Origin of the sequence: Variovorax paradoxus (genome assembly GCF_000834655.1) — a bacterium.
GTDB classification, from domain to species: Bacteria; Pseudomonadota; Gammaproteobacteria; order Burkholderiales; family Burkholderiaceae_C; genus Variovorax; species Variovorax paradoxus_F.
This window is the reverse complement of record NZ_JXQQ01000025.1, coordinates 18,474-36,166: the sequence shown is the minus strand read 5'-3', so window position 1 is coordinate 36,166 and position 17,693 is coordinate 18,474. Positions and strand designations below refer to the sequence as shown.

General features: G+C 68.0%; 14 protein-coding genes. 4 read left to right on the top strand and 10 right to left on the bottom strand.

Features of this window, described 5'->3' with window-relative positions:
* Positions 1 to 25 precede the first annotated feature (25 nt).
* The 4 genes from RT97_RS11395 to secA form a co-directional block, all read right to left on the bottom strand.
* Entirely contained in the window at positions 26 to 484 is a 459-nt protein-coding gene (locus RT97_RS11395; protein WP_042578892.1) for a (deoxy)nucleoside triphosphate pyrophosphohydrolase, read from the bottom strand.
* Positions 481 to 1,356, bottom strand: coding sequence for an ATP-binding protein (locus tag RT97_RS11390; protein WP_042578891.1), 876 nt, complete (start codon positions 1,354 to 1,356; stop codon positions 481 to 483). The genes RT97_RS11395 and RT97_RS11390 overlap by 4 nt, the downstream gene beginning before the upstream one ends.
* Positions 1,357 to 1,438: 82 nt before the next feature.
* Positions 1,439 to 2,668: a bifunctional glutamate N-acetyltransferase/amino-acid acetyltransferase ArgJ gene (gene argJ / locus RT97_RS11385; protein WP_042578890.1), complete on the bottom strand. Its 1,230-nt coding sequence runs from the start codon at positions 2,666 to 2,668 to the stop codon at positions 1,439 to 1,441.
* 29 nt (positions 2,669 to 2,697) lie between these two features.
* Positions 2,698 to 5,484: a preprotein translocase subunit SecA gene (gene secA, locus RT97_RS11380; RefSeq protein WP_042578889.1), complete on the bottom strand. Its 2,787-nt coding sequence runs from the start codon at positions 5,482 to 5,484 to the stop codon at positions 2,698 to 2,700.
* Between the two features lie 182 nt (positions 5,485 to 5,666).
* On the opposite strand from secA, the gene RT97_RS11375 reads away from it, so the two are divergent.
* Both RT97_RS11375 and RT97_RS11370 read left to right on the top strand, forming a co-directional pair.
* Positions 5,667 to 5,975, top strand: a complete 309-nt coding sequence (locus tag RT97_RS11375) for a hypothetical protein (RefSeq protein ID WP_013543214.1) — start codon at positions 5,667 to 5,669, stop codon at positions 5,973 to 5,975.
* A gap of 57 nt (positions 5,976 to 6,032) precedes the next feature.
* On the top strand, positions 6,033 to 7,019 hold the full coding sequence (locus tag RT97_RS11370; protein ID WP_042578888.1) for an ornithine cyclodeaminase family protein: 987 nt from the start codon (positions 6,033 to 6,035) through the stop codon (positions 7,017 to 7,019).
* A 9-nt stretch (positions 7,020 to 7,028) separates the two neighbouring features.
* Here the strand turns inward: RT97_RS11370 and RT97_RS11365 are convergent, their stop codons facing one another.
* Positions 7,029 to 8,177 (bottom strand): threonine synthase, encoded by a 1,149-nt coding sequence (locus RT97_RS11365; protein ID WP_042578887.1) that lies wholly within the window; start codon positions 8,175 to 8,177, stop codon positions 7,029 to 7,031.
* A 104-nt stretch (positions 8,178 to 8,281) separates the two neighbouring features.
* On the opposite strand from RT97_RS11365, the gene RT97_RS11360 reads away from it, so the two are divergent.
* Positions 8,282 to 8,908, top strand: a complete 627-nt coding sequence (locus tag RT97_RS11360; RefSeq protein WP_042578886.1) for a helix-turn-helix transcriptional regulator — start codon at positions 8,282 to 8,284, stop codon at positions 8,906 to 8,908.
* A 13-nt stretch (positions 8,909 to 8,921) separates the two neighbouring features.
* Here RT97_RS11360 and RT97_RS11355 read toward each other — a convergent pair whose 3' ends face one another.
* Together RT97_RS11355 and RT97_RS11350 are read right to left on the bottom strand one after the other, a co-directional pair.
* Positions 8,922 to 9,902, bottom strand: a complete 981-nt coding sequence (locus RT97_RS11355) for a Bug family tripartite tricarboxylate transporter substrate binding protein (RefSeq protein WP_042578885.1) — start codon at positions 9,900 to 9,902, stop codon at positions 8,922 to 8,924.
* Between the two features lie 18 nt (positions 9,903 to 9,920).
* Positions 9,921 to 11,159 carry a threonine synthase gene (locus tag RT97_RS11350; RefSeq protein WP_253278209.1) on the bottom strand — a complete coding sequence of 413 codons (1,239 nt, stop codon included), beginning with the start codon at positions 11,157 to 11,159 and terminating at the stop codon, positions 9,921 to 9,923.
* A 102-nt stretch (positions 11,160 to 11,261) separates the two neighbouring features.
* On the opposite strand from RT97_RS11350, the gene RT97_RS11345 reads away from it, so the two are divergent.
* Entirely contained in the window at positions 11,262 to 12,182 is a 921-nt protein-coding gene (locus tag RT97_RS11345) for a LysR substrate-binding domain-containing protein (RefSeq protein ID WP_042578884.1), read from the top strand.
* 12 nt (positions 12,183 to 12,194) lie between these two features.
* Here the strand turns inward: RT97_RS11345 and RT97_RS11340 are convergent, their stop codons facing one another.
* The 3 genes from RT97_RS11340 to RT97_RS11330 all read right to left on the bottom strand — a co-directional run bounded on the left by RT97_RS11340 (position 12,195) and on the right by RT97_RS11330 (position 17,620).
* Positions 12,195 to 12,854, bottom strand: a complete 660-nt coding sequence (locus RT97_RS11340; RefSeq protein WP_172672190.1) for a hypothetical protein — start codon at positions 12,852 to 12,854, stop codon at positions 12,195 to 12,197.
* A gap of 138 nt (positions 12,855 to 12,992) precedes the next feature.
* Entirely contained in the window at positions 12,993 to 13,997 is a 1,005-nt protein-coding gene (locus tag RT97_RS11335; RefSeq protein ID WP_042578883.1) for a response regulator transcription factor, read from the bottom strand.
* A 29-nt stretch (positions 13,998 to 14,026) separates the two neighbouring features.
* Positions 14,027 to 17,620, bottom strand: coding sequence for a hybrid sensor histidine kinase/response regulator (locus tag RT97_RS11330; RefSeq protein ID WP_042578882.1), 3,594 nt, complete (start codon positions 17,618 to 17,620; stop codon positions 14,027 to 14,029).
* Positions 17,621 to 17,693: the final 73 nt, after the last annotated feature.

Genomic DNA, 17,693 nt, shown 5'->3' with positions numbered 1-17,693 from the left:
CCGTTGTGCCGGCCGGTCGCCCGCATCAGGCCAAGGTCGAGACGGCCAGCGCCGCCGACGCGGGCAGGCCGCGCTCCTGTACCAGCCATTCGAGCACCGGCAGCGCGCCCGGCAGCACCGGTGCCACGTCCAGCGGCAGTTGCTGCCACGCCATCGCCTGGCCTTCGCGCATCTCGAACTCGCCGGTCCAGGCGGTCACCTTGCACCAGTGCAGGCGCACCAGCGCATGCGGGTAGTCGTGCTCCGTGACCTTCCAGACCGAAGCACCTTTGATGGTGATGCCGAGTTCTTCCTGCAGTTCGCGGCGCAGGGCCTCTTCGACGGTTTCACCGGCTTCGATCTTGCCGCCCGGAAACTCCCAGTAGCCCGCGTAGGCCTTGCCTTCGGGACGCGTCGAGAGCAGCAGCGCATCGTCCGAGAGGCGGATCAACACGCCGACCGCGACCTCGGTGTGCTTGCGCGCACCCTTCTCTTCTGCGCTCACGCGGTGCCCCGGCCCGCGTAGTCGCGGGCGAACTGGTAGGCCACGCGGCCGCTGCGGGAACCGCGCTCCAGCGCCCAGACCAGCGCCTCGGGCCGCGCCGCCGCAATGGCGGCGGCGTCGACCCCGAACGACGAGAGCCACTGGCCGACGATCGTCAGGTACTCGTTCTGGCTGAAGGGGTAGAAGCTCACCCAGAGCCCGAAGCGCTCGGACAGCGAAATCTTCTCCTCGATCACCTCGCCCGGATGCACTTCGCCGTCTTCGGTGTGGGTGTAGCTGAGGTTGTCCTTCATGTACTCGGGCAAGAGGTGGCGCCGGTTGCTGGTCGCGTAGATCAGCACATTGGGCGTCGATGCCGCGATCGATCCGTCGAGGATCGACTTGAGCGCCTTGTAGCCCGGCTCGCCCTCGTCGAAGCTCAGGTCGTCGCTGAAGACGATGAATTTCTCCGGACGCTGCGAGACCACCTCGACGATGTCGGGCAGGTCGACCAGCTCGGCCTTGTCCACCTCGATGAGGCGCAGCCCCTGCGGCGCATAGGCCTGCAGGCAGGCGCGGATCAGCGACGACTTGCCCGTGCCGCGCGCCCCGGTCAGGAGCACGTTGTTGGCCGGCTTGCCTTCGACGAACTGGCGCGTGTTGCGCTCGATCTTTTCCTTCTGGACGTCGATTTCCTTGAGCGAATCGAGCGCCATCGAAGCCACATGCTTCACCGGCTCCAGTACGCCGTGGCCGGAGTTGCGGCGGCGGTAGCGCCAGGCGATGGAGGCGTTCCAGTCGACCGGCGCCGACAGCGGCTGCGGCAGGATCGATTCGATGCGGGTAATGAGCTGTTCGGCGCGCTCGATCAGCTTTTGGAACTGCTCGTTCATCGACGCCCGCCCGGCCGCCCGAAGGGCGTTGAGCCCCCCCTCGGGGGGCAGCGACGACACGAAGTGCGGAGCGTGGGGGTCATCATGATCTGTAATCGGCGTTGATCGTCACGTATTCGTGGCTGAAGTCGCAGGTCCAGACGGTTTCGCTGGCCGTGCCGCGGCCCAAGCCCACGCGCACCGTGATCTCGCTCTGCTTCATCACGCGTTGGCCGTCTTCCTCGCGGTACGACGGGTTGCGCCCGCCCTTCACGGCCACGTGCACGTCGTCCAGGAACAGGTCGATGCCGGTCTGGTCGAGGTCGGCAATGCCTGCATAGCCGACGGCCGCCAGGATGCGGCCGAGGTTCGGGTCGCTGGCGTAGAACGCGGTCTTCACCAGCGGCGAATGCGCGATCGCGTACGCGACCTGCTTGCATTCGGCAGCATCCCGGCCGCCTTCGACCTGGATGGTGATGAACTTGGTCGCGCCTTCGCCGTCGCGCACGATGGCCTGCGCCAGGAGGCGCGCCACGTTCTGCATGGCGGCCACGAGGGCCTGGCCTTCGACAGATTCGAGCGAGGTGATGGTCGCGTGCGCCGCCTTCTGCGTGGCGATGACGACGAACGAATCGTTGGTCGAGGTGTCGCCATCGATGGTCACGCGGTTGAACGAGCCGTCGGCCAGGAGCTTGGCCAGCGGCTGGATCAGCGAAGCGTCGATCTTCGCGTCGGTCGCCATGAAGCCGAGCATGGTCGCCATGTTCGGGCGGATCATGCCGGCGCCCTTGCTGATGCCGGTGATGGTGACGGTGGCGCCGCCGATCTGCACCTTCTGGCTGAACGCCTTCGGGATCGTGTCGGTGGTCATGATGCCTTCGGCGGCACGGGCCCAGTGGTTTTCGGAAGCGTCGGCGAGCGCCGCGGGCAGTCCCGCCTCGATGCGGTCCACCGGCAGCGGCTCCATGATCACGCCCGTCGAGAACGGCAGGATCTGCTCGGGTGCGATCTCCAGCTTGCGCGCGAGCGCGATGCAGGTGGAGCGCGTGCGCATCAGCCCGTCTTCACCCGTGCCGGCATTGGCGTTGCCGGTATTGATCACCATCGCGCGAATGCCGTAGTTGGCGGCCAAGTGATCGCGGCAGACCTGCACCGGCGCGGCGCAGAAACGGTTCTGGGTGAACACCCCGCCGACCGCCGAGCCTTCGTCGATCAGCACGACGGTCAGGTCCTTGCGGTTGGCCTTTCGCACGCCCGCTTCGGCCACGCCGATACGGACGCCGGGCACCGCGAACAAGGCGGCAGGATCAGGGGCGGACAGGTTCACGGGCATGGGGTTCTCTCAATGAAAGGTTCGGGACGTCAGCTCAGCTTGCCGTGGCACTGCTTGTATTTTTTTCCGCTGCCGCAAGGGCACGGATCGTTGCGGCCGACGCGGGCAAACGCAGCGGCCTCGGCGCTCAGGGCGCCGGCACCGACGGCCGCGAGGCGACGCTGGCTTTCCTCGTCGACACGCACCTCGACCTCGCCGGTCTCGGTCGGCGCGCTGTAGGTGATGTTGGCCACGTTCTCGCCGCGGCTTTCCATGGCTTCGGCGGCTTCCTCGAGCTGTTCGCCCGACTGCACGCGCACCGTCATGAGCTGGCGCGTGACTTCGTTCTTCACCGAATCGAGCAGCTGGCCGAAGAGCTCGAAGGCTTCGCGCTTGTATTCCTGCTTGGGCTGCTTCTGCGCATAGCCGCGCAGGTGGATGCCCTGGCGCAGGTAGTCCAGCGAGGCCAGGTGTTCGCGCCAGTGGGTGTCGATGCTCTGCAGCAGCACCATGCGTTCGAACTGGGTGAAATTGTCTTGGCCAATCAGCGCCAGCTTGGCGTCGAAGGTCTCGTTGGCGGCCTTGACCACCTTCTCGAGCACGTCCTCGTCGGAGATCGCGTCGGAGGCCTCGACCTCCTTCTTGAGCGGCATGTCCAGGCCCCACTCGGTGAAGAGCGTCTTCTCCAGGCCTTCCAGGTCCCACTGCTCCTCGACCGATTCGGCCGGCACGTACTGGCGCACCAGGTCCATGAAGCAGCCTTCGCGCAGCGCTGCGATCTGCGCCGTGAGGTCGCCTGCGTCCAGGATGTCGTTGCGCTGCTGGTAGATCACCTTGCGCTGGTCGTTCGAGACGTCGTCGTATTCGAGCAGCTGCTTGCGGATGTCGAAGTTGCGCGCCTCGACCTTGCGCTGCGCGCTCTCGATGCTGCGCGTGACGATGCCCGCCTCGATGGCTTCGCCATCGGGCATCTTCAGGCGGTCCATGATCGCCTTCACGCGGTCGCCCGCGAAGATGCGCATCAGCGGATCGTCCAGGCTCAGGTAGAAGCGCGAGGAGCCCGGGTCGCCCTGGCGGCCCGAACGGCCGCGCAGCTGGTTGTCGATGCGGCGCGATTCGTGGCGCTCGGTGGCGATGATGCGCAGGCCGCCGAGCGACTTGACGAATTCGTGGTCCTTGGTCCACTCCTCGCGCACATGCGCGATGTCGGCCTGCTTGGTCGCTTCGTCGCGGCCTTCGTCGGTCTCGATCGCCTCGATCATCTTCTCGATGTTGCCGCCCAGCACGATGTCGGTGCCGCGACCGGCCATGTTGGTCGCGATGGTGATCATCTTCGTGCGGCCGGCCTGCGCCACGATGTCGGCTTCGCGCGCATGCTGCTTGGCGTTGAGCACCTGGTGCGGCAGGCCCGCCTGCGTGAGCAAGCCGTCGATGATTTCCGAGTTCTCGATGGACGAGGTGCCCACCAGCACCGGCTGGCCGCGCTCGTAGCACTCGCGGATGTCCTGGATGGCGGCCTCGTACTTCTCGCGCGTCGTCTTGTAGACGCGGTCCAGCTGGTCTTCGCGCTTGCTGATGCGGTTGGGCGGGATGATGACCGTCTCGAGGCCGTAGATTTCCTGGAACTCGTAGGCCTCGGTGTCCGCCGTGCCGGTCATGCCGGCCAGCTTGCCGTACAGGCGGAAGTAGTTCTGGAAGGTGATCGAGGCCATCGTCTGGTTCTCGGCCTGGATCTCGACGCCTTCCTTGGCTTCGACGGCCTGGTGCAGGCCGTCGCTCCAGCGGCGCCCCGTCATGAGGCGGCCGGTGAATTCGTCGACGATGGTCACTTCGCCCTGCTGCACCACGTAATGCTGGTCGCGGTGGTACAGGTGACGGGCGCGCAGCGCTGCATTCAGGTGATGCATCAGCGTGATGTTGGCCGGGTCGTAGAGCGAAGCGCCCTCGGGAATCAGCTTGAGCTCGCCCAGGATGCGCTCGGCGTTCTCGTGGCCGTCTTCGGTCAGGAACACCTGGTGCGTCTTCTCGTCGACCGTGAAGTCGCCGGGCACCGTGACGCCTTCGCCCGTGCGGGGGTCGGCTTCGCCTTCCTGCTTCTTGAGCAGCGGCACCACCTTGTTGATGGCGAGATAGAGGTCGGTGTGGTCTTCGGCCTGGCCGCTGATGATCAGCGGGGTGCGGGCTTCGTCGATCAGGATCGAGTCGACCTCGTCGACGATCGCGTAGTTCAGCACGCGCTGGACCCGGTCGCCCGGCTCGTACACCATGTTGTCGCGCAGGTAGTCGAAGCCGTATTCGTTGTTGGTGCCGTAGGTGATGTCGCTGCCGTAGGCTTCCTGCTTTTCCTCGCGCGGCATCTGCGGAAGGTTGATGCCCACCGTGAGGCCCAGGAAGTTATAGAGCCGGCCCATCCACTTGGCGTCGCGGCTTGCCAGGTAGTCGTTCACCGTGACCACGTGCACGCCCTTGCCGGACAGCGCATTCAGGTACACCGGGAGCGTGGCGGTCAGCGTCTTGCCTTCGCCGGTGCGCATTTCGGAGATCTTGCCGTTATGCAGCGCCATGCCGCCGAGCAGCTGGACGTCGAAGTGGCGCATCTTCATGATGCGCTTGGAGCCTTCGCGCACCGTGGCGAAGGCTTCCGGCAGCAGCGCGTCGAGGGTTTCGCCCTTGGCCACGCGGTCCTTGAACTCCTGCGTCTTGGCGCGCAGCGCGTCGTCGCTGAGCTTCTCGAACTCGGGTTCGAGCGCATTGATGCGTTCCACCGTCTTGCGATACTGCTTGAGGAGCCGGTCGTTGCGACTGCCGAAGATCTGGGTCAGGAAGTTGGTTGCCATTGGGTGGAGATGGGCGGGCGCCTGACACGACAGGCACTGCGACCGGATTCCCTAAGATATGGTGAAAGCAGTTGGGCGCGCTCGTTTCGAAATCAAGTTCGACGTTGAGCAGCCTTTTTTCCGGCGCGAACGCCGGCAAACCGGGCATTTTAGCTGTCTTGTTACGACCTACCGGATTACCCATGTATCGCCGCCTCGCCCCCGCCATCAGCCTGCACCAGGCTGCAGAAGGCTCGCCCACGCTGGGCGGCCTGATGGCGCGCGCGCGCGACAGCGCCGAGCGCCTGAAAGCCGTCGAAGGGCTCATCCCCCCGGCCATGCGCGGAGCCGTGCAAGCGGGCCCTGCCGAGGGCGACGTGTGGTGCCTGCTGGTCAAGGGCAGCGCCGCGGCCGCCAAGCTGCGCCAGCTGGCGCCGATGCTCGTCACGCGGCTCAAGAACCGGGGCTGGGACGTGGCGACGATCCGGATCAAGGTCCACACAGGCCGCTGATCCGACTCGACAGCCCTTCCAATTGATTTTTTGTCTGGAAGTAGATAATATTTCCAGATGACACCTTCGACGTCGCCCGCCGACGCGCTGCTCCTGCTGCTCGACAAACACCAGGTCAACGCCCTCCTCTCCCCCGACGACGTGCTCCAGGCCGTGCGCGAGGCCTTCGTTCTCCACAGCGACCGCGAGGGCCGCGTCTTCCCGGTCGTGCGCGAGCCGCTCTCCACGGGCGGCGTGTTCGGCATCAAGTCGGGCGACGTGCAGGCACAGGGCCTGCTCGGCTTCAAGGCCGCCGGCTTCTGGCCCGCCAACCGGCAGCGCGGCGGCGAGCCGCACCAGGCGACGATCCTCCTGATTGACCCCGCCACGGGCCGGCCGCTGTGCGTGATCGACGGCAATGCGATCACGACCGTGCGCACCGGCGCCGCGGGCGGGCTCGGCCTGCAGCAACTCGCGCGACCCGACAGCACGCGGCTTTGCATCTTCGGCACCGGCGTGCAGGCGCGCATCCAGCTCGACTTCGCATTGCGCCTCGTGCCCTCGCTGCGCGAGGTGCGCTACGTGAGCGCCAATGGACAGCGCAATGCCGCGTTCGAAGAAACCTTCGCGCCCCGTTGCCACATCGCACCCGCCGCCGACCGCAACGCCGCGGTCGCGCAAAGCGACATCGTGATCACCGCCACGCCAGGCGGCGGCGCGTTGTTCGATCTGGACGCCGTGCAACCCGGCACCCACCTGAACTGCGTCGGCGCCGACACCCGAGGCAAACGCGAACTTCCCGAAGGCCTGCTGGTTCGCACTCGCCTTTTCGTCGACGACCGCACGCAGGCACAGCAGATCGGCGAAACCCAGTGGGCGCCCGACACCGCGAACGTCGAACTGGGCGACCTGCTGAGCGGCAAGACGTCTTTCGAGCGCGCTCCAGGCGACATCACCGTGTTCGACATGACCGGCCTCGCGCTCCAGGACCTGACCGTCGCGCGCCTTCTTCACGAACGCGCGGCGGCCACGGGCACAGGCACGCGCCTGGCCTGGCCCTGGTAGATCGGCAGCTCAGGCGGCGGCGCCGCCGAAGAGCTCGGTCATGAACTGCGTCGACTTCAGGCCGGTGCCTGTCAGCAGCACCACCGTGGTTTCGCTGGCCTTGATGTCACCACGCTGGGCCAGCACGTCGATGGCCGCGGCCGCCGTTGCGGAAGTCGGCTCGGCATAGAGACCCGCCGAAGCCAGCCGGCATACCGCCGCAGCGATCTCTTCTTCGGTCAGCGCCACCGTCTTGCCGTTGGTCTCGCGCAGCGCCTGAAGAATCTCCTGCAGCCTCACGGGCCGCTTGATGGCGGTGCCCTCGGCGATCGTCGGCTTCACGATGCGGTCGACCAGCGTGTCCACGCCCGCGACGAAGCTCGCGTCGATGGGCGAGCAGTTCAGCGGCTGCGCCACGAAGATCCGCGGCAGCTTCGCGATCTGCCCCGCGGCCAGCAGCTCCTTGAAGCCGATCCAGCATCCGAGCACATTGCTGCCGGCGCCGGCCGGAATCACCACGTTGTCGGGCGCGACGAATCCCAGGTCTTCCCACAATTCATAGGCCAGCGTCTTCGTGCCCTGCAGGAAGAACGGATGCCAGTTGTGGCTCGCGTAGAAGATCGACTCGGACTGGCGCACCGCCTCGTATTCCGACTCCTCGCGCGGCCCCGGCACCAGTTGCACCTCGGCGCCGAAGGCGCGGATCTGCGCCACCTTGGGCGCCGGCGTGTAGCTGGGCGCGAGCACCTTCACCTTGATGCCCGCCGCGGCACCGGCGGCGGCAATGGCCGCGCCGCCGTTGCCCGAGCTGTCTTCCAGCACCGCGTCGATGCCCAGCTGGCGCAGGAACGAAATCATCACGGCCGCGCCGCGGTCCTTGAAGCTGCAGGTCGGGTTGAACCATTCGAGCTTGAAGTGCGGCTCGAACCCGCCCCAGCGCTTTTGCAGCAGCGGCGTACAGCCTTCGCCCAGGCTCACCGGCTTGTCGATCGCCACCGGCAGCGCCGCGCGGTAGCGCCACACCGAGCGCTCGCGCGAATCGATGTCGCCCCGCGTGATGCCGGGGAGCGGCGTCACCATCATCGGATGACCGTCGTCGGAGCGCCAGCGGCGTTCGGTGAGGTCGTGATAGCGGCCGGTGCGGGGGTCGATGTAGCGTGCGGCTTCCTGGCGTGTCATGCGCGGGTTCTCCTGGAGGATCTTTCTAGGTTTGGATAATATATCCAAATATGGACTTTCCGTACAGTTTGGATTCTTCGTCCAGAACTGGATACATTCGCGCCATGAAGAAGAAGTCCAACAAGCAGCTCCTGGAGATGCTGCGCAACATGGCCGAGGGCCTCGGCGAGACCTTTGCGCCCTTCTGCGAGGTCGTGGTGCACGACCTGAGCAATCCGAAGAACGCGATCTACGCGATCGAGAACAACCTGAGCGGCCGGCAGGTGGGACAGTCGGTCACCGAGCTGGGCCTGGCACGCATCCGCGATCCCGAATACCCCGCGGTGATCACGAACTACGCCAACACTTTTTCCGACGGCCGCAAGGTCAAGAGCACGTCCATCGGCGTGAAGGACGAGAGCGGTGAATACGTGGCCGCGCTGTGCCTGAACGTGGACCTCACGCTGTTCCAGAGCTTCCAGGGCGCGATCTCGCAGTTCACGCGCATCGACGACCGCGAAGTGCACGAGAGCCTCGATACGGGGGCGGGCCACTCGGAGCGCATCCATGCGCGCATCGACGAGTTCGCCGCGTCGCGAGCGACCACCTCGCGGTCGCTCAAGCCCGCGGATCGCAGGCAGCTCGTGCAGGAACTGAAGAAGGCGGGCTTTCTCGAAATCCGCCGCGGCGCCGAGATCGCCGCGGCGCACATGGGCGTCTCGCGCGCCACGGTTTACAGCGACGCGAAGTAGCAGCGAGCGGGCGCTACTGCGGCTGCAGGCCGACCTCGTGCGCCACCTTCTGCCAGCGCTCGGCCTCCGAACGCAGGAACGCGCGCAGTTCGCCCGGCGTCGAACCCTTCATCTGCACACCGAGCACCGACATCCGCTCCTTCACCGAGGGATGCTCGAGCGCCGCAATGGCTTCCCGGCGCAGCTTCTCGATCACCTCCAGCGGCGTGGTGGCCGGCGCGACCATCGCCCACCACTGGTCGATCTCCATGCCCTTGAGGTTGTTCTCAGCCAGCGCGGGCACGTTCTGCAATCCGGCGATGGCCACGCGCTGCGTGCTCGTGACGAGCAGCGGCCGGATCCTGTTGCCGCCCGCAAGGCTGGAGCCGCTGGCCAGCGTCGCGAAATGGCCGGCCACCGTGCCGGCCGCCACGTCGGTCAGCGCCGGCGCCGAGCCCTTGTACGGGACCATGTTGAAACGGATCTTCGTGCGGCTCGCGAGCATCTCGGCCGCGAGATGGCTCACCGTGCCCGCGCCGCTGTGCGCAATGGCAGGTGGCGACGCCTTCGCGGCGGCCGTCTTCAGGAAGGTCCTGAAGTCCTTGCTGTCCTCGTCCATGCCCGCGAAGAACACCAGCGGCGAGGTGCCGATCATGGTCACGGGCGTGAAGTCGCGCAGCAGGTCGTACGGCAACCTGGCCGTCACTGCCGGCGCGATCGCATGCGGCAGCTCGACGATGGCGATGGTGTAGCCGTCGGGCGCGGCCTTGGCGGCCGCGTCGGTGCCGATCATCCCGGCCGCGCCGGGCCGGTTGTCCACGATCACCGGGCTGCCGATGGTCTGGCTCATGCGCTGTGCCATGGCGCGCGCGATGGCATCGGTGCTGCCGCCCGCGGCCCACGGCACGACGAGCTTGATAGGCCGCTCGGGGTAGGCAGCCCACGCAGGTTGGGTTGCAGCGAGCAGGGCTGTAGAGCCGGCGGCCAGAAAGGCCCGGCGATGCATCGTCGGCATGGTGGCTCCTTTGAGGGGTCAGACGGCCGGGTCGGGCCAGCTCGGGTCGCTCGACGCGTTCGCGGTGAGCATCAGCACGACGTGCGCATCGGCTGCGATGGCATTCGTCTCGCGCAATTGGTGCAGCGCGGCCAGGCCGCCGGCCGCGCAAAGTTCGGCGCTCACGCCGGCCGCCGTAAGCAGACGCCGCGCCGCGCGGGCTTCTTCGTCGCTCACCACCACCGCGCCGCCGCCTGTGGCCGAGGCGGCCTGCCACTGCAGATAGGTGACGGTGGCGCCCGCCGTCGAGAACTGCGCGGTGTGGCCGGGGTAGCTGCCGTTGATCGCGCCGCCCGCGAACACGCGCGAAAGGCGCGGGAACGGCTCCACCAGCCACAGCCGCGGCAGGCGCGGAATGCGCCCCGCGGCCATGAGGTCGCGAAAGCCCGCGTAGATGCCCCAGGCGAGATCGCCGCGCGCGGTCGGGATCACGATGTGGTCCGGCAGGCCGGCGTCAGCCACGCACTCGGTTGCGATGGCCTTGTAGCCCTCGATGGCCAGCGGCGCGCTGCCGAGCGCGGGCAGCCGGTAGTTGGTCAGCGCGAAGTAGCCGGGGTACTGCGAGCGCTCGCGCACGAACGCCCAGCGGCCCGCGTTGTCGGCAAACATGTAGCGCCGCGCGCCTAGCGCATCGAGCTGCCGCGTGTAGGTGGCCGGCATGCCTTCATAAGTGGCCACCTCGCAGCGCAGGCCCGCCGCCCATGCGTAGTGCGCCGCCGACACCGCGGCGTTGCCCGACGAGGCGAGCACCAGCGTGTGGGCGCCGAAGTCCAGCGCCTGCGCCACGCCGACCGCCGTCATGCGGTCCTTGTGGGAGCCGGTGGGGTTGCTCGATTCGTCCTTGAGGCCGAGCCGCGCGACATCGAAGTGCCGGGCCAGCTCCGGCATCTCCTGCATCGGCGTGTGGCCTTCGCCGAGGGTGAAGCCCGGCGCGTAGGGCATCGGGATCGCATCGGGGCCCTCCGTCAATTCGGGCAGGTAGCTTGCGCGCAGCGCGACGTGGAAGCCCGCGCGCTTGCAGGCCGGACAGCCGTCGTGCGTCAGCGTGACCGGGTAGAGCGCATCGCAGCGCAGGCACTGCAAGCCCCGCAAACGCGGGTTGCGCACCGGCTTGAGCGTCCGCGCCAGGGCGCCGGCCGCGGCGTTCCCCGGAGGAAGGGCCGAGGAGTCCGCGGGCAAGGCCGCGAACTTGAAATCCAGAACTGGCGAGGGCGTCACGGGGAGGAGGTTTGGAAGTGGTGACCAAATCTTATGCATTCGGAAATAAAATTACGCAACTCCAGATACTCAATCGATAAATAAACTTATCGGTGGCCATCGATGCGATTCGCCGAAATCGAGACCTTCCGGGCCCTGATGCGCGGCAGTTCGACCCGCAAGGCCGCCGCCTTGCTGCACGTGACGCAGCCCGCCATCAGCCAGTCGCTCAAGCGGCTGGAGGCGCAGGCCGGCATGCTGCTGTTCCAGCGCGCGGGCGGGCGGCTGGTGCCCACACCCGAGGCGCGCGCGCTGTGGATCGAGGTGGAACGTGTCTTCATCGGCATGGACGCCATCGAGCACCGCGTGCGGAGCCTGCGCGATTTCGGCGTTACGCAACTGGAACTCAGCTGCTTTCCGGCCTACGGCCTGGGCTTCATGCCGCGCGCCCTCGCCCGCCTGAAGGCGCACCGCGGCGCGAGCCCCTGGCCGCAGGTGTCGCTGCAGGTGCTCAGCTCCAAGGACGTGCGCGACCGGGTGGCGATGGGCATCTCCGACTTCGGGCTCATGGCTGACGAACTCTCGCTCGAAGGCATCGACCACTCGACCTTCTCGCGCCTTCCCGGCGTGGTCGTGATGCCGGAGGGCCACGCGCTCGCACGCTTCAAGACCGTCGAGCCGGAGCAGCTGGCGGAGGCGCCCTTTCTGGCGCTCAACCCCGAAGACCCCTCGCACCAGCGGCTGGAGGCCGCGCTCGCGCCGTACGGCGTGGCGCCGCGCGTGCTGGTGCAGACGCCCTATGCGGCCAGCGTGTGCGAGATGGCGCTGCGCGGCCTGGGCGTGGGGCTGGTCAATCCGATCACCGCGCTCGACTACGTGGAGCGCGGGCTGGTGGTGCGCCGGCTGTCGATCGACGTGCACTTCACCTGCATCCTCGCCCTGCCGGCAGGCAAGGTGCTCTCGGCGACGGCGCGCGATTTTCTCTCGCTCATGCGGCTGCAGCTGGCGGAGGACGAGAAGCGCATGCAGCGCCATCTGCGCTAGGCGTCAGGCAGTTCACTTCCAGGTGAACTCGTGGTTCAGGCCGACCACGAAACCGGTCACGCTGCGCCCGCCAGCCGGCCGGGTGCGCGAGGCGCTGATGTCCACGCTGATGAGCGGCGTGAGGCTGAAGCGGCCGCCGATGCGCGACGTCCAGACGCCCGATGCGCGATTGCGCTCCGCGATCAGCGAGACGGCATCGTCAAGGGCCCACTCGACCGCCAGGCCGCCGCGCGGCGTGCGCGCGCCGGTGCCCTGCGCCCAATCGGCGCCGAGATTGGCATGAAGCTGCAGGCTTGCGGCCGGGCGCCAGGTGACGGGCACGACGAACTGCCCGCCGATGCGCCCGCCGTGCTTGAGGTCTGACACGGTGCCCATCGACACGGCTGCGCTGAGCGGCGCGTCGCCGGCCTGTCCGAGGAAGGTCCATTTGAGCTGCGGTCCGCCGGTGACCGAGCGAACGCCCTGCACAGAGAGCCGGTCGAAGTTCAGCCCCAGCTCGACAGGGCCGACCCGGCAGGCGGGCCCGAAGTGAAAGCCGGTGACCGGCTCCACGCCAGTGCGGCCCCACCAGGTCTCGTACTGGCACTGGCCGGGATCGAGCATGCCGGCATCGTCCACGTCGAAATGGCCCGCGGCCTGCGCGCCCATGCTCGCCAGCGCGCAGGAAGCCATCAGCAGCCAGCCGCGGCTCGATCGTCGGATTGTTGTTCTCTGCCTGTTCTTCATCGCGCATCCCAGGGCCCTCGGACCATTCTAGGGAGACGGAAAGTCGGCGCGGTGACGCGCCGCAGCGAGACGCCAGGGGCTGGTTCAGATCTCGAACTGGGGCTGCAGCTCGCGGATGCGCTTGATGGCCACGCCGGCCGCGGCGGTTCGCGTCTCCACGCCCAGCTTCACGTACACCCGCTCCAGGTGCTTCTTGGCCGTGGCCGGGCTGCTGCCCAGGATCTCGCCGATGTCCTTGTTGGTCTTGCCCTTGACCACCCAGTACAGCACCTCGGCCTCGCGCGCGGTGAGCTTCAGGCTCAGGCTCATCGCCTCGATCACGCCGGTGTCGGACACCTCGCGCATGATGATCATCCACTCGTCGCCGTCGTCGTCCTGCCCGGTCTGCTGGTGCAGGCGCAGCGTGAGGCTGCTCGCGCCATGCACGATGGAAAGCGCCGGCGGCTCGATGCCACGCTGGCGCGCATCGGGCGTGTGACGCAGCAGCCATTCGAGCACCGCCGGCGGCGTCTCGGGGGCGCGCGTTTCGCAGTAGCGATGCAGCAGGTCGCGCGCCAAGGCCGTCTGCCAGATCAGCCGGCCCTCGGGCAACCGCACGGTGATGCTCGCGTAGCCGAAGGCATCGAGCGCATTGCGCGCCTGCCCGGCCTGCCGCGCGTCCTGACGCGCGCGGCGCGCGCCCTGCAGGTGCACGTTCATGCGCGCGAGCACTTCCTTGGGCTTGATGGGCTTGGTGACGTAGTCGACGCCGCCCGCCTCCAGCGCGGCCACGAGGTGCTCGGTTTCGGTGAGGCCCGTCATGAACACGATGGGAATGTGCGCGGTGGCCGCATCGGCCTTGAGCCGCCGCGCCACCTCGAAGCCGTCGATGCCCGGCATCATCGCGTCGAGCAGCACGATGTCGGGCCGCGCCTGCGCGGCGCGCTGCAGCGCCTGCTCGCCGCTGGTGGCAATGAGCACGGTGTAGCCCGATTCGTCGAGCGCGTCGTGCAGCACGGCGAGGTTGTCGGGCACGTCGTCCACGATCAGCACGAGGTCGCTGTTGACGCCTTCGTCGCGCAGCGCCCGGGCCAGGGGAGACGGTTCCATCGGGGTTGGTGGGGTCGAAGGGGTCGAGGTCATGGCGCACTCACTGCTTCGGCCAGCGCACGGCTCATGGCCTCGAACTGGAACTGGCGCGCGAGCACGCGCTGCGCCTCGGTCCAGGCCATGCACTCTGGCTGTTCGGTGTCGATGTCGTCCAGCTGGTTCATGATGCCGCGAAAGTAGCCCAGGCTCACCGCTTCGTCGAGTGCGCGCAGCCGCTCGCGCGAGGGCGGCTGCATCGCCTTCGGCGCGGCCGCCGGCGGCAACGCGGCGGCGGTGTCGGTCCATTTCAGGCCGAGCCGGCGCTCGAGCCAGTCGAGCAGCTCGGTGTGGCGCACCGGCTTCACGAAGAAGTCCTCGGGCGCGATGCCCACGTCGTTGTCCAGGCCCTTGTCGAATGCGTTGGCCGAGACGATGGCCACGCACGCATCGGCCAGGCCGAGCTTGCGCGCGCGGCGGATGGTTTCCCAGCCGTCGATGCCGGGCATCGCAAGGTCCACGAACATCGCGTCGGGCCGGTAGCCCGCGGCGACGAGGTCGAGCGCATCGTGGCCGCTGGCCGCGGTGCGCAGCTCGAAGCCGAGCGGCGCGAGCACGTGGTCGAGCAGGTCGCGGTCGGCCTCTTCGTTGTCGACCACCAGGAGGCGCCGGCGCGCGCCTTCATAGCCGCGGCGCGGCCGTGCCACCGGCACCGGCCTCGTCGCGCCCGCCGCCGTGTCGTGCACGCGCGGCAGGAAGAGCCGCACGCAGAACAGCGACCCCACGCCCGGCGTGCTCTGCACCTTCATCTCGCCGCCCATCAGGTCGGTGAGCATCTTGGCGATGGTGAGGCCCAGGCCCGCCCCTGGGGCCGACGAGGCGACCGCATTGCCGCGCGTGAAGGGCTCGAAGATGCGCTCGATGTCCGCGGCCGTCATGCCCGGGCCCGTGTCCTCGATCTCGATGGCGGCGAACTCGCGCGCATAGGCCAGCCGCAGCGTGACCTGCCCCGCCGCGGTGAACTTGATCGCGTTGCCCAGCAGGTTGATGAGGATCTGGCCCACGCGCTTCTCGTCGGCGCGCACCACCTCGGGCAAGGCGCCTGCGGCCTCGAAGCGGAATTGCAGCCCTTTCTCGGCCGCCTGCAGCTCGAACATGTCGGCGAGCTCGCGCATGGTGTCGGCAAAGCGCATCGGCCGCGCATGCAGCGTGAGCTTGCCGGCCTCGATGTGCGCGATGGCCAGCGTGCCCTCGATGAGCGAGAGCAGATGCTCGCCGCCGCGCTTGATGACCGCCACGGCCTGCTGGCGGTGCGGCGGCACGGAATGGTCTTCGCCCATCAGCTGCGCGTAGCCCAGGATGCTGTTGAGCGGCGTGCGCAGCTCGTGGCTGATGGCGCTGATGTAGCGGCTCTTGGCCTGGTTGGCCTGGTCGGCGGCGTGCTGGGCCTGTTCGGCGACGGCGCGTGCCTCTTCCGCCGTTTGCTTGGCGGCCTGCAGGGCGCGGTCGGTTTCGCGGTGCAGTTCGATCTCTCGCACCAGCAGGTGGGTCTGGCGGTTCGATTCTTCCTGCGCGACCTTGCGGCTCTGGTGCGCAAGCACCAGCCACCACGCCACGATGCCCGCGATGACCAGGAGCGCCATGTAGGCCTTGAGAAACCCCGAGCGCAGCGCCGACTGCTGCACGCCCGCCCATGCCTCGGACACCCCGGCCTGCGTGGCAAGCTCCACGGCGCTTTCTGCAAGCGCCCGCAGTTCCTGCTGGTAGAGCACCCCGAACACCACGGCCAGCAGCGGCACGATGATCAGCATCAGCAGCAGGAAGTGCCCGAGACCCGTGTCCAGGTAGCGCCAGCTGCGGCGCGGCAGCAGCCAGCGCAGCACGGCCGACCATTGCGACGACAGGCTCGCGTGCGGCTTGCACAGGTCGCCGCAGCGCGCATCGAGCGTGCAGCAGAGCGAACAGATCGCGCCCTGGTACGCGGGGCAATGCGCCATGTCGGGCCCCTCGTACTCGCGCTCGCAGATCACGCAGTGCTGCACCTTCAGGCGCTGGTAGCTGCCGCTCTCGTCCGACTCGACGCGCGCCCAGCGCACCGCGCGCCCGCCTGCGGCCGGCGAGAAGGGCACCGCGCCGGTCGCATCCGATGCTCGCGCCAGGTAGTACTTGCCGCCGGTCGCCCACGCCAGCACCGGTGAGGCGACGAGCGCGGTGCCCAGCGCGATCAGCGCCGAGAACGCCTGTGCCAGCGGCCCGAACACGCCCAGGTGCGCGGTGATCGACAGCACCGAAGCCAGCGCCATCGCACCCACGCCCACCGGGTTGATGTCCCACAGGTGCGCGCGCTTGAACTCGATGCCCGGGGGCGAGAGCCCCAGCGGCTTGTTGATGACCAGGTCGGCCACCACCGACATCATCCAGGCGATGGCGATGTTGGCGAAGAGGCCGAGCACGTCGCCCAGCGCCTCGAACACGTTCATCTCCATCAGCATGAAGGCGATGAGCGCGTTGAACACCACCCACACCACCCGCCCCGGGTGGCTGTGCGCCACGCGCGAGAAGAAATTGCTCCAGGCCAGCGACCCCGCATAGGCGTTGGTCACGTTGATCTTGAGCTGCGAGATCACCACGAAGAGCGCCGTGGCGGCCACCGCCCAGCCGTAGTTCGGAAACACGTACTCGTAGGCCGCGAGATACATCTGGTTCGGATCGACCGCGCGCTCCACCGGCACCATGTGCGTAATCGCGAGGTAGGCCAGGAGCGCCCCGCCCAGCATCTTGAGCACGCCCAGCACCACCCAGCCCGGCCCGCCGGCCAGCACGCCGGCCCACCAGCGCCCGCGGGTGGTGGCGGTGCGCGCGGGCATGAAGCGCAGGTAGTCGGCCTGCTCCCCCATCTGGGTGATCAGCGCGATGCCGACGGTCAGGGCAGCGCCAAACAGGTGCAGATCGAAGCCCTTGGTGGCCGCCTTGACCCCGTTGTAGTGCACGATGCCCGCAAACGCACCAGGATCGCGCACAAGCACGAACACGAAAGGCACCACCAGCATCACCAGCCAGAGCGGCTGGGTCCACAGCTGCAGCCGGCTGATGGCCGAGACGCCATGCGTGACCAGCGGAATGACCACCAGCGCGCACACCAGGTACCCCCAGACCGGCGGAATGCCCAGCGCGAGCTCCAGCGCGTAGGCCATCACCGCCGCCTCGAGCGCGAAGAAGATGAAGGTGAAGCTCGCGTAGATCAGTGAGGTGAGCGTCGAGCCGATGTAGCCGAAGCCGGCGCCGCGCGTGAGCAGGTCCATGTCGATGCCGTAGCGCGCTGCGTACACGCTGATCGGCAGGCCCGCCAGGAAGATGATGAGCCCCGTGACCAGGATCGCCCAGAAGGCGTTGGCGAAGCCGTATTGCACCAGCAGCGTGGCGCCGACCGCCTCGAGGATCAGGAACGACGCCGCGCCGAAGGCCGTGTTGGCCACCCGCCATTCGGACCACTTGCGAAAGCGCTGCGGCGTGTAGCGCAGCGCGTAGTCCTCGAGCGTTTCGCTCGCGACCCAGCTGTTGTAGTCGCGCCGGACCTTGACGATGCGCTGGGGAGCGTCGTCGGGGGTGGGGGTCGTGGCGTCTGGATTCACACCGTTTCGGTGCATCTTTCGTGCCTGCATGGTTGCTCGCCCCCAGGCTGCGCGCACTTCGCGTCGCTTCTCCTTCCCCCGACCGGGG

Bases quoted from the DNA above. Each gene is read 5' to 3' on its own strand.
- RT97_RS11355 (WP_042578885.1), bottom strand. From the start codon at position 9,902: ATGCCGACGATGCATCGCCGGGCCTTTCTGGCCGCCGGCTCTACAGCC.
- RT97_RS11330 (WP_042578882.1), bottom strand. From the start codon at position 17,620: ATGCACCGAAACGGTGTGAATCCAGACGCCACGACCCCCACCCCCGAC.
- RT97_RS11375 (WP_013543214.1), top strand. From the start codon at position 5,667: ATGTATCGCCGCCTCGCCCCCGCCATCAGCCTGCACCAGGCTGCAGAA.
- RT97_RS11370 (WP_042578888.1), top strand. From the start codon at position 6,033: ATGACACCTTCGACGTCGCCCGCCGACGCGCTGCTCCTGCTGCTCGAC.
- secA (WP_042578889.1), bottom strand. From the start codon at position 5,484: ATGGCAACCAACTTCCTGACCCAGATCTTCGGCAGTCGCAACGACCGG.
- RT97_RS11340 (WP_172672190.1), bottom strand. From the start codon at position 12,854: ATGGCTTCCTGCGCGCTGGCGAGCATGGGCGCGCAGGCCGCGGGCCAT.
- RT97_RS11390 (WP_042578891.1), bottom strand. From the start codon at position 1,356: ATGAACGAGCAGTTCCAAAAGCTGATCGAGCGCGCCGAACAGCTCATT.
- RT97_RS11345 (WP_042578884.1), top strand. From the start codon at position 11,262: ATGCGATTCGCCGAAATCGAGACCTTCCGGGCCCTGATGCGCGGCAGT.
- RT97_RS11335 (WP_042578883.1), bottom strand. From the start codon at position 13,997: ATGGAACCGTCTCCCCTGGCCCGGGCGCTGCGCGACGAAGGCGTCAAC.
- argJ (WP_042578890.1), bottom strand. From the start codon at position 2,668: ATGCCCGTGAACCTGTCCGCCCCTGATCCTGCCGCCTTGTTCGCGGTG.
- RT97_RS11360 (WP_042578886.1), top strand. From the start codon at position 8,282: ATGAAGAAGAAGTCCAACAAGCAGCTCCTGGAGATGCTGCGCAACATG.
- RT97_RS11365 (WP_042578887.1), bottom strand. From the start codon at position 8,177: ATGACACGCCAGGAAGCCGCACGCTACATCGACCCCCGCACCGGCCGC.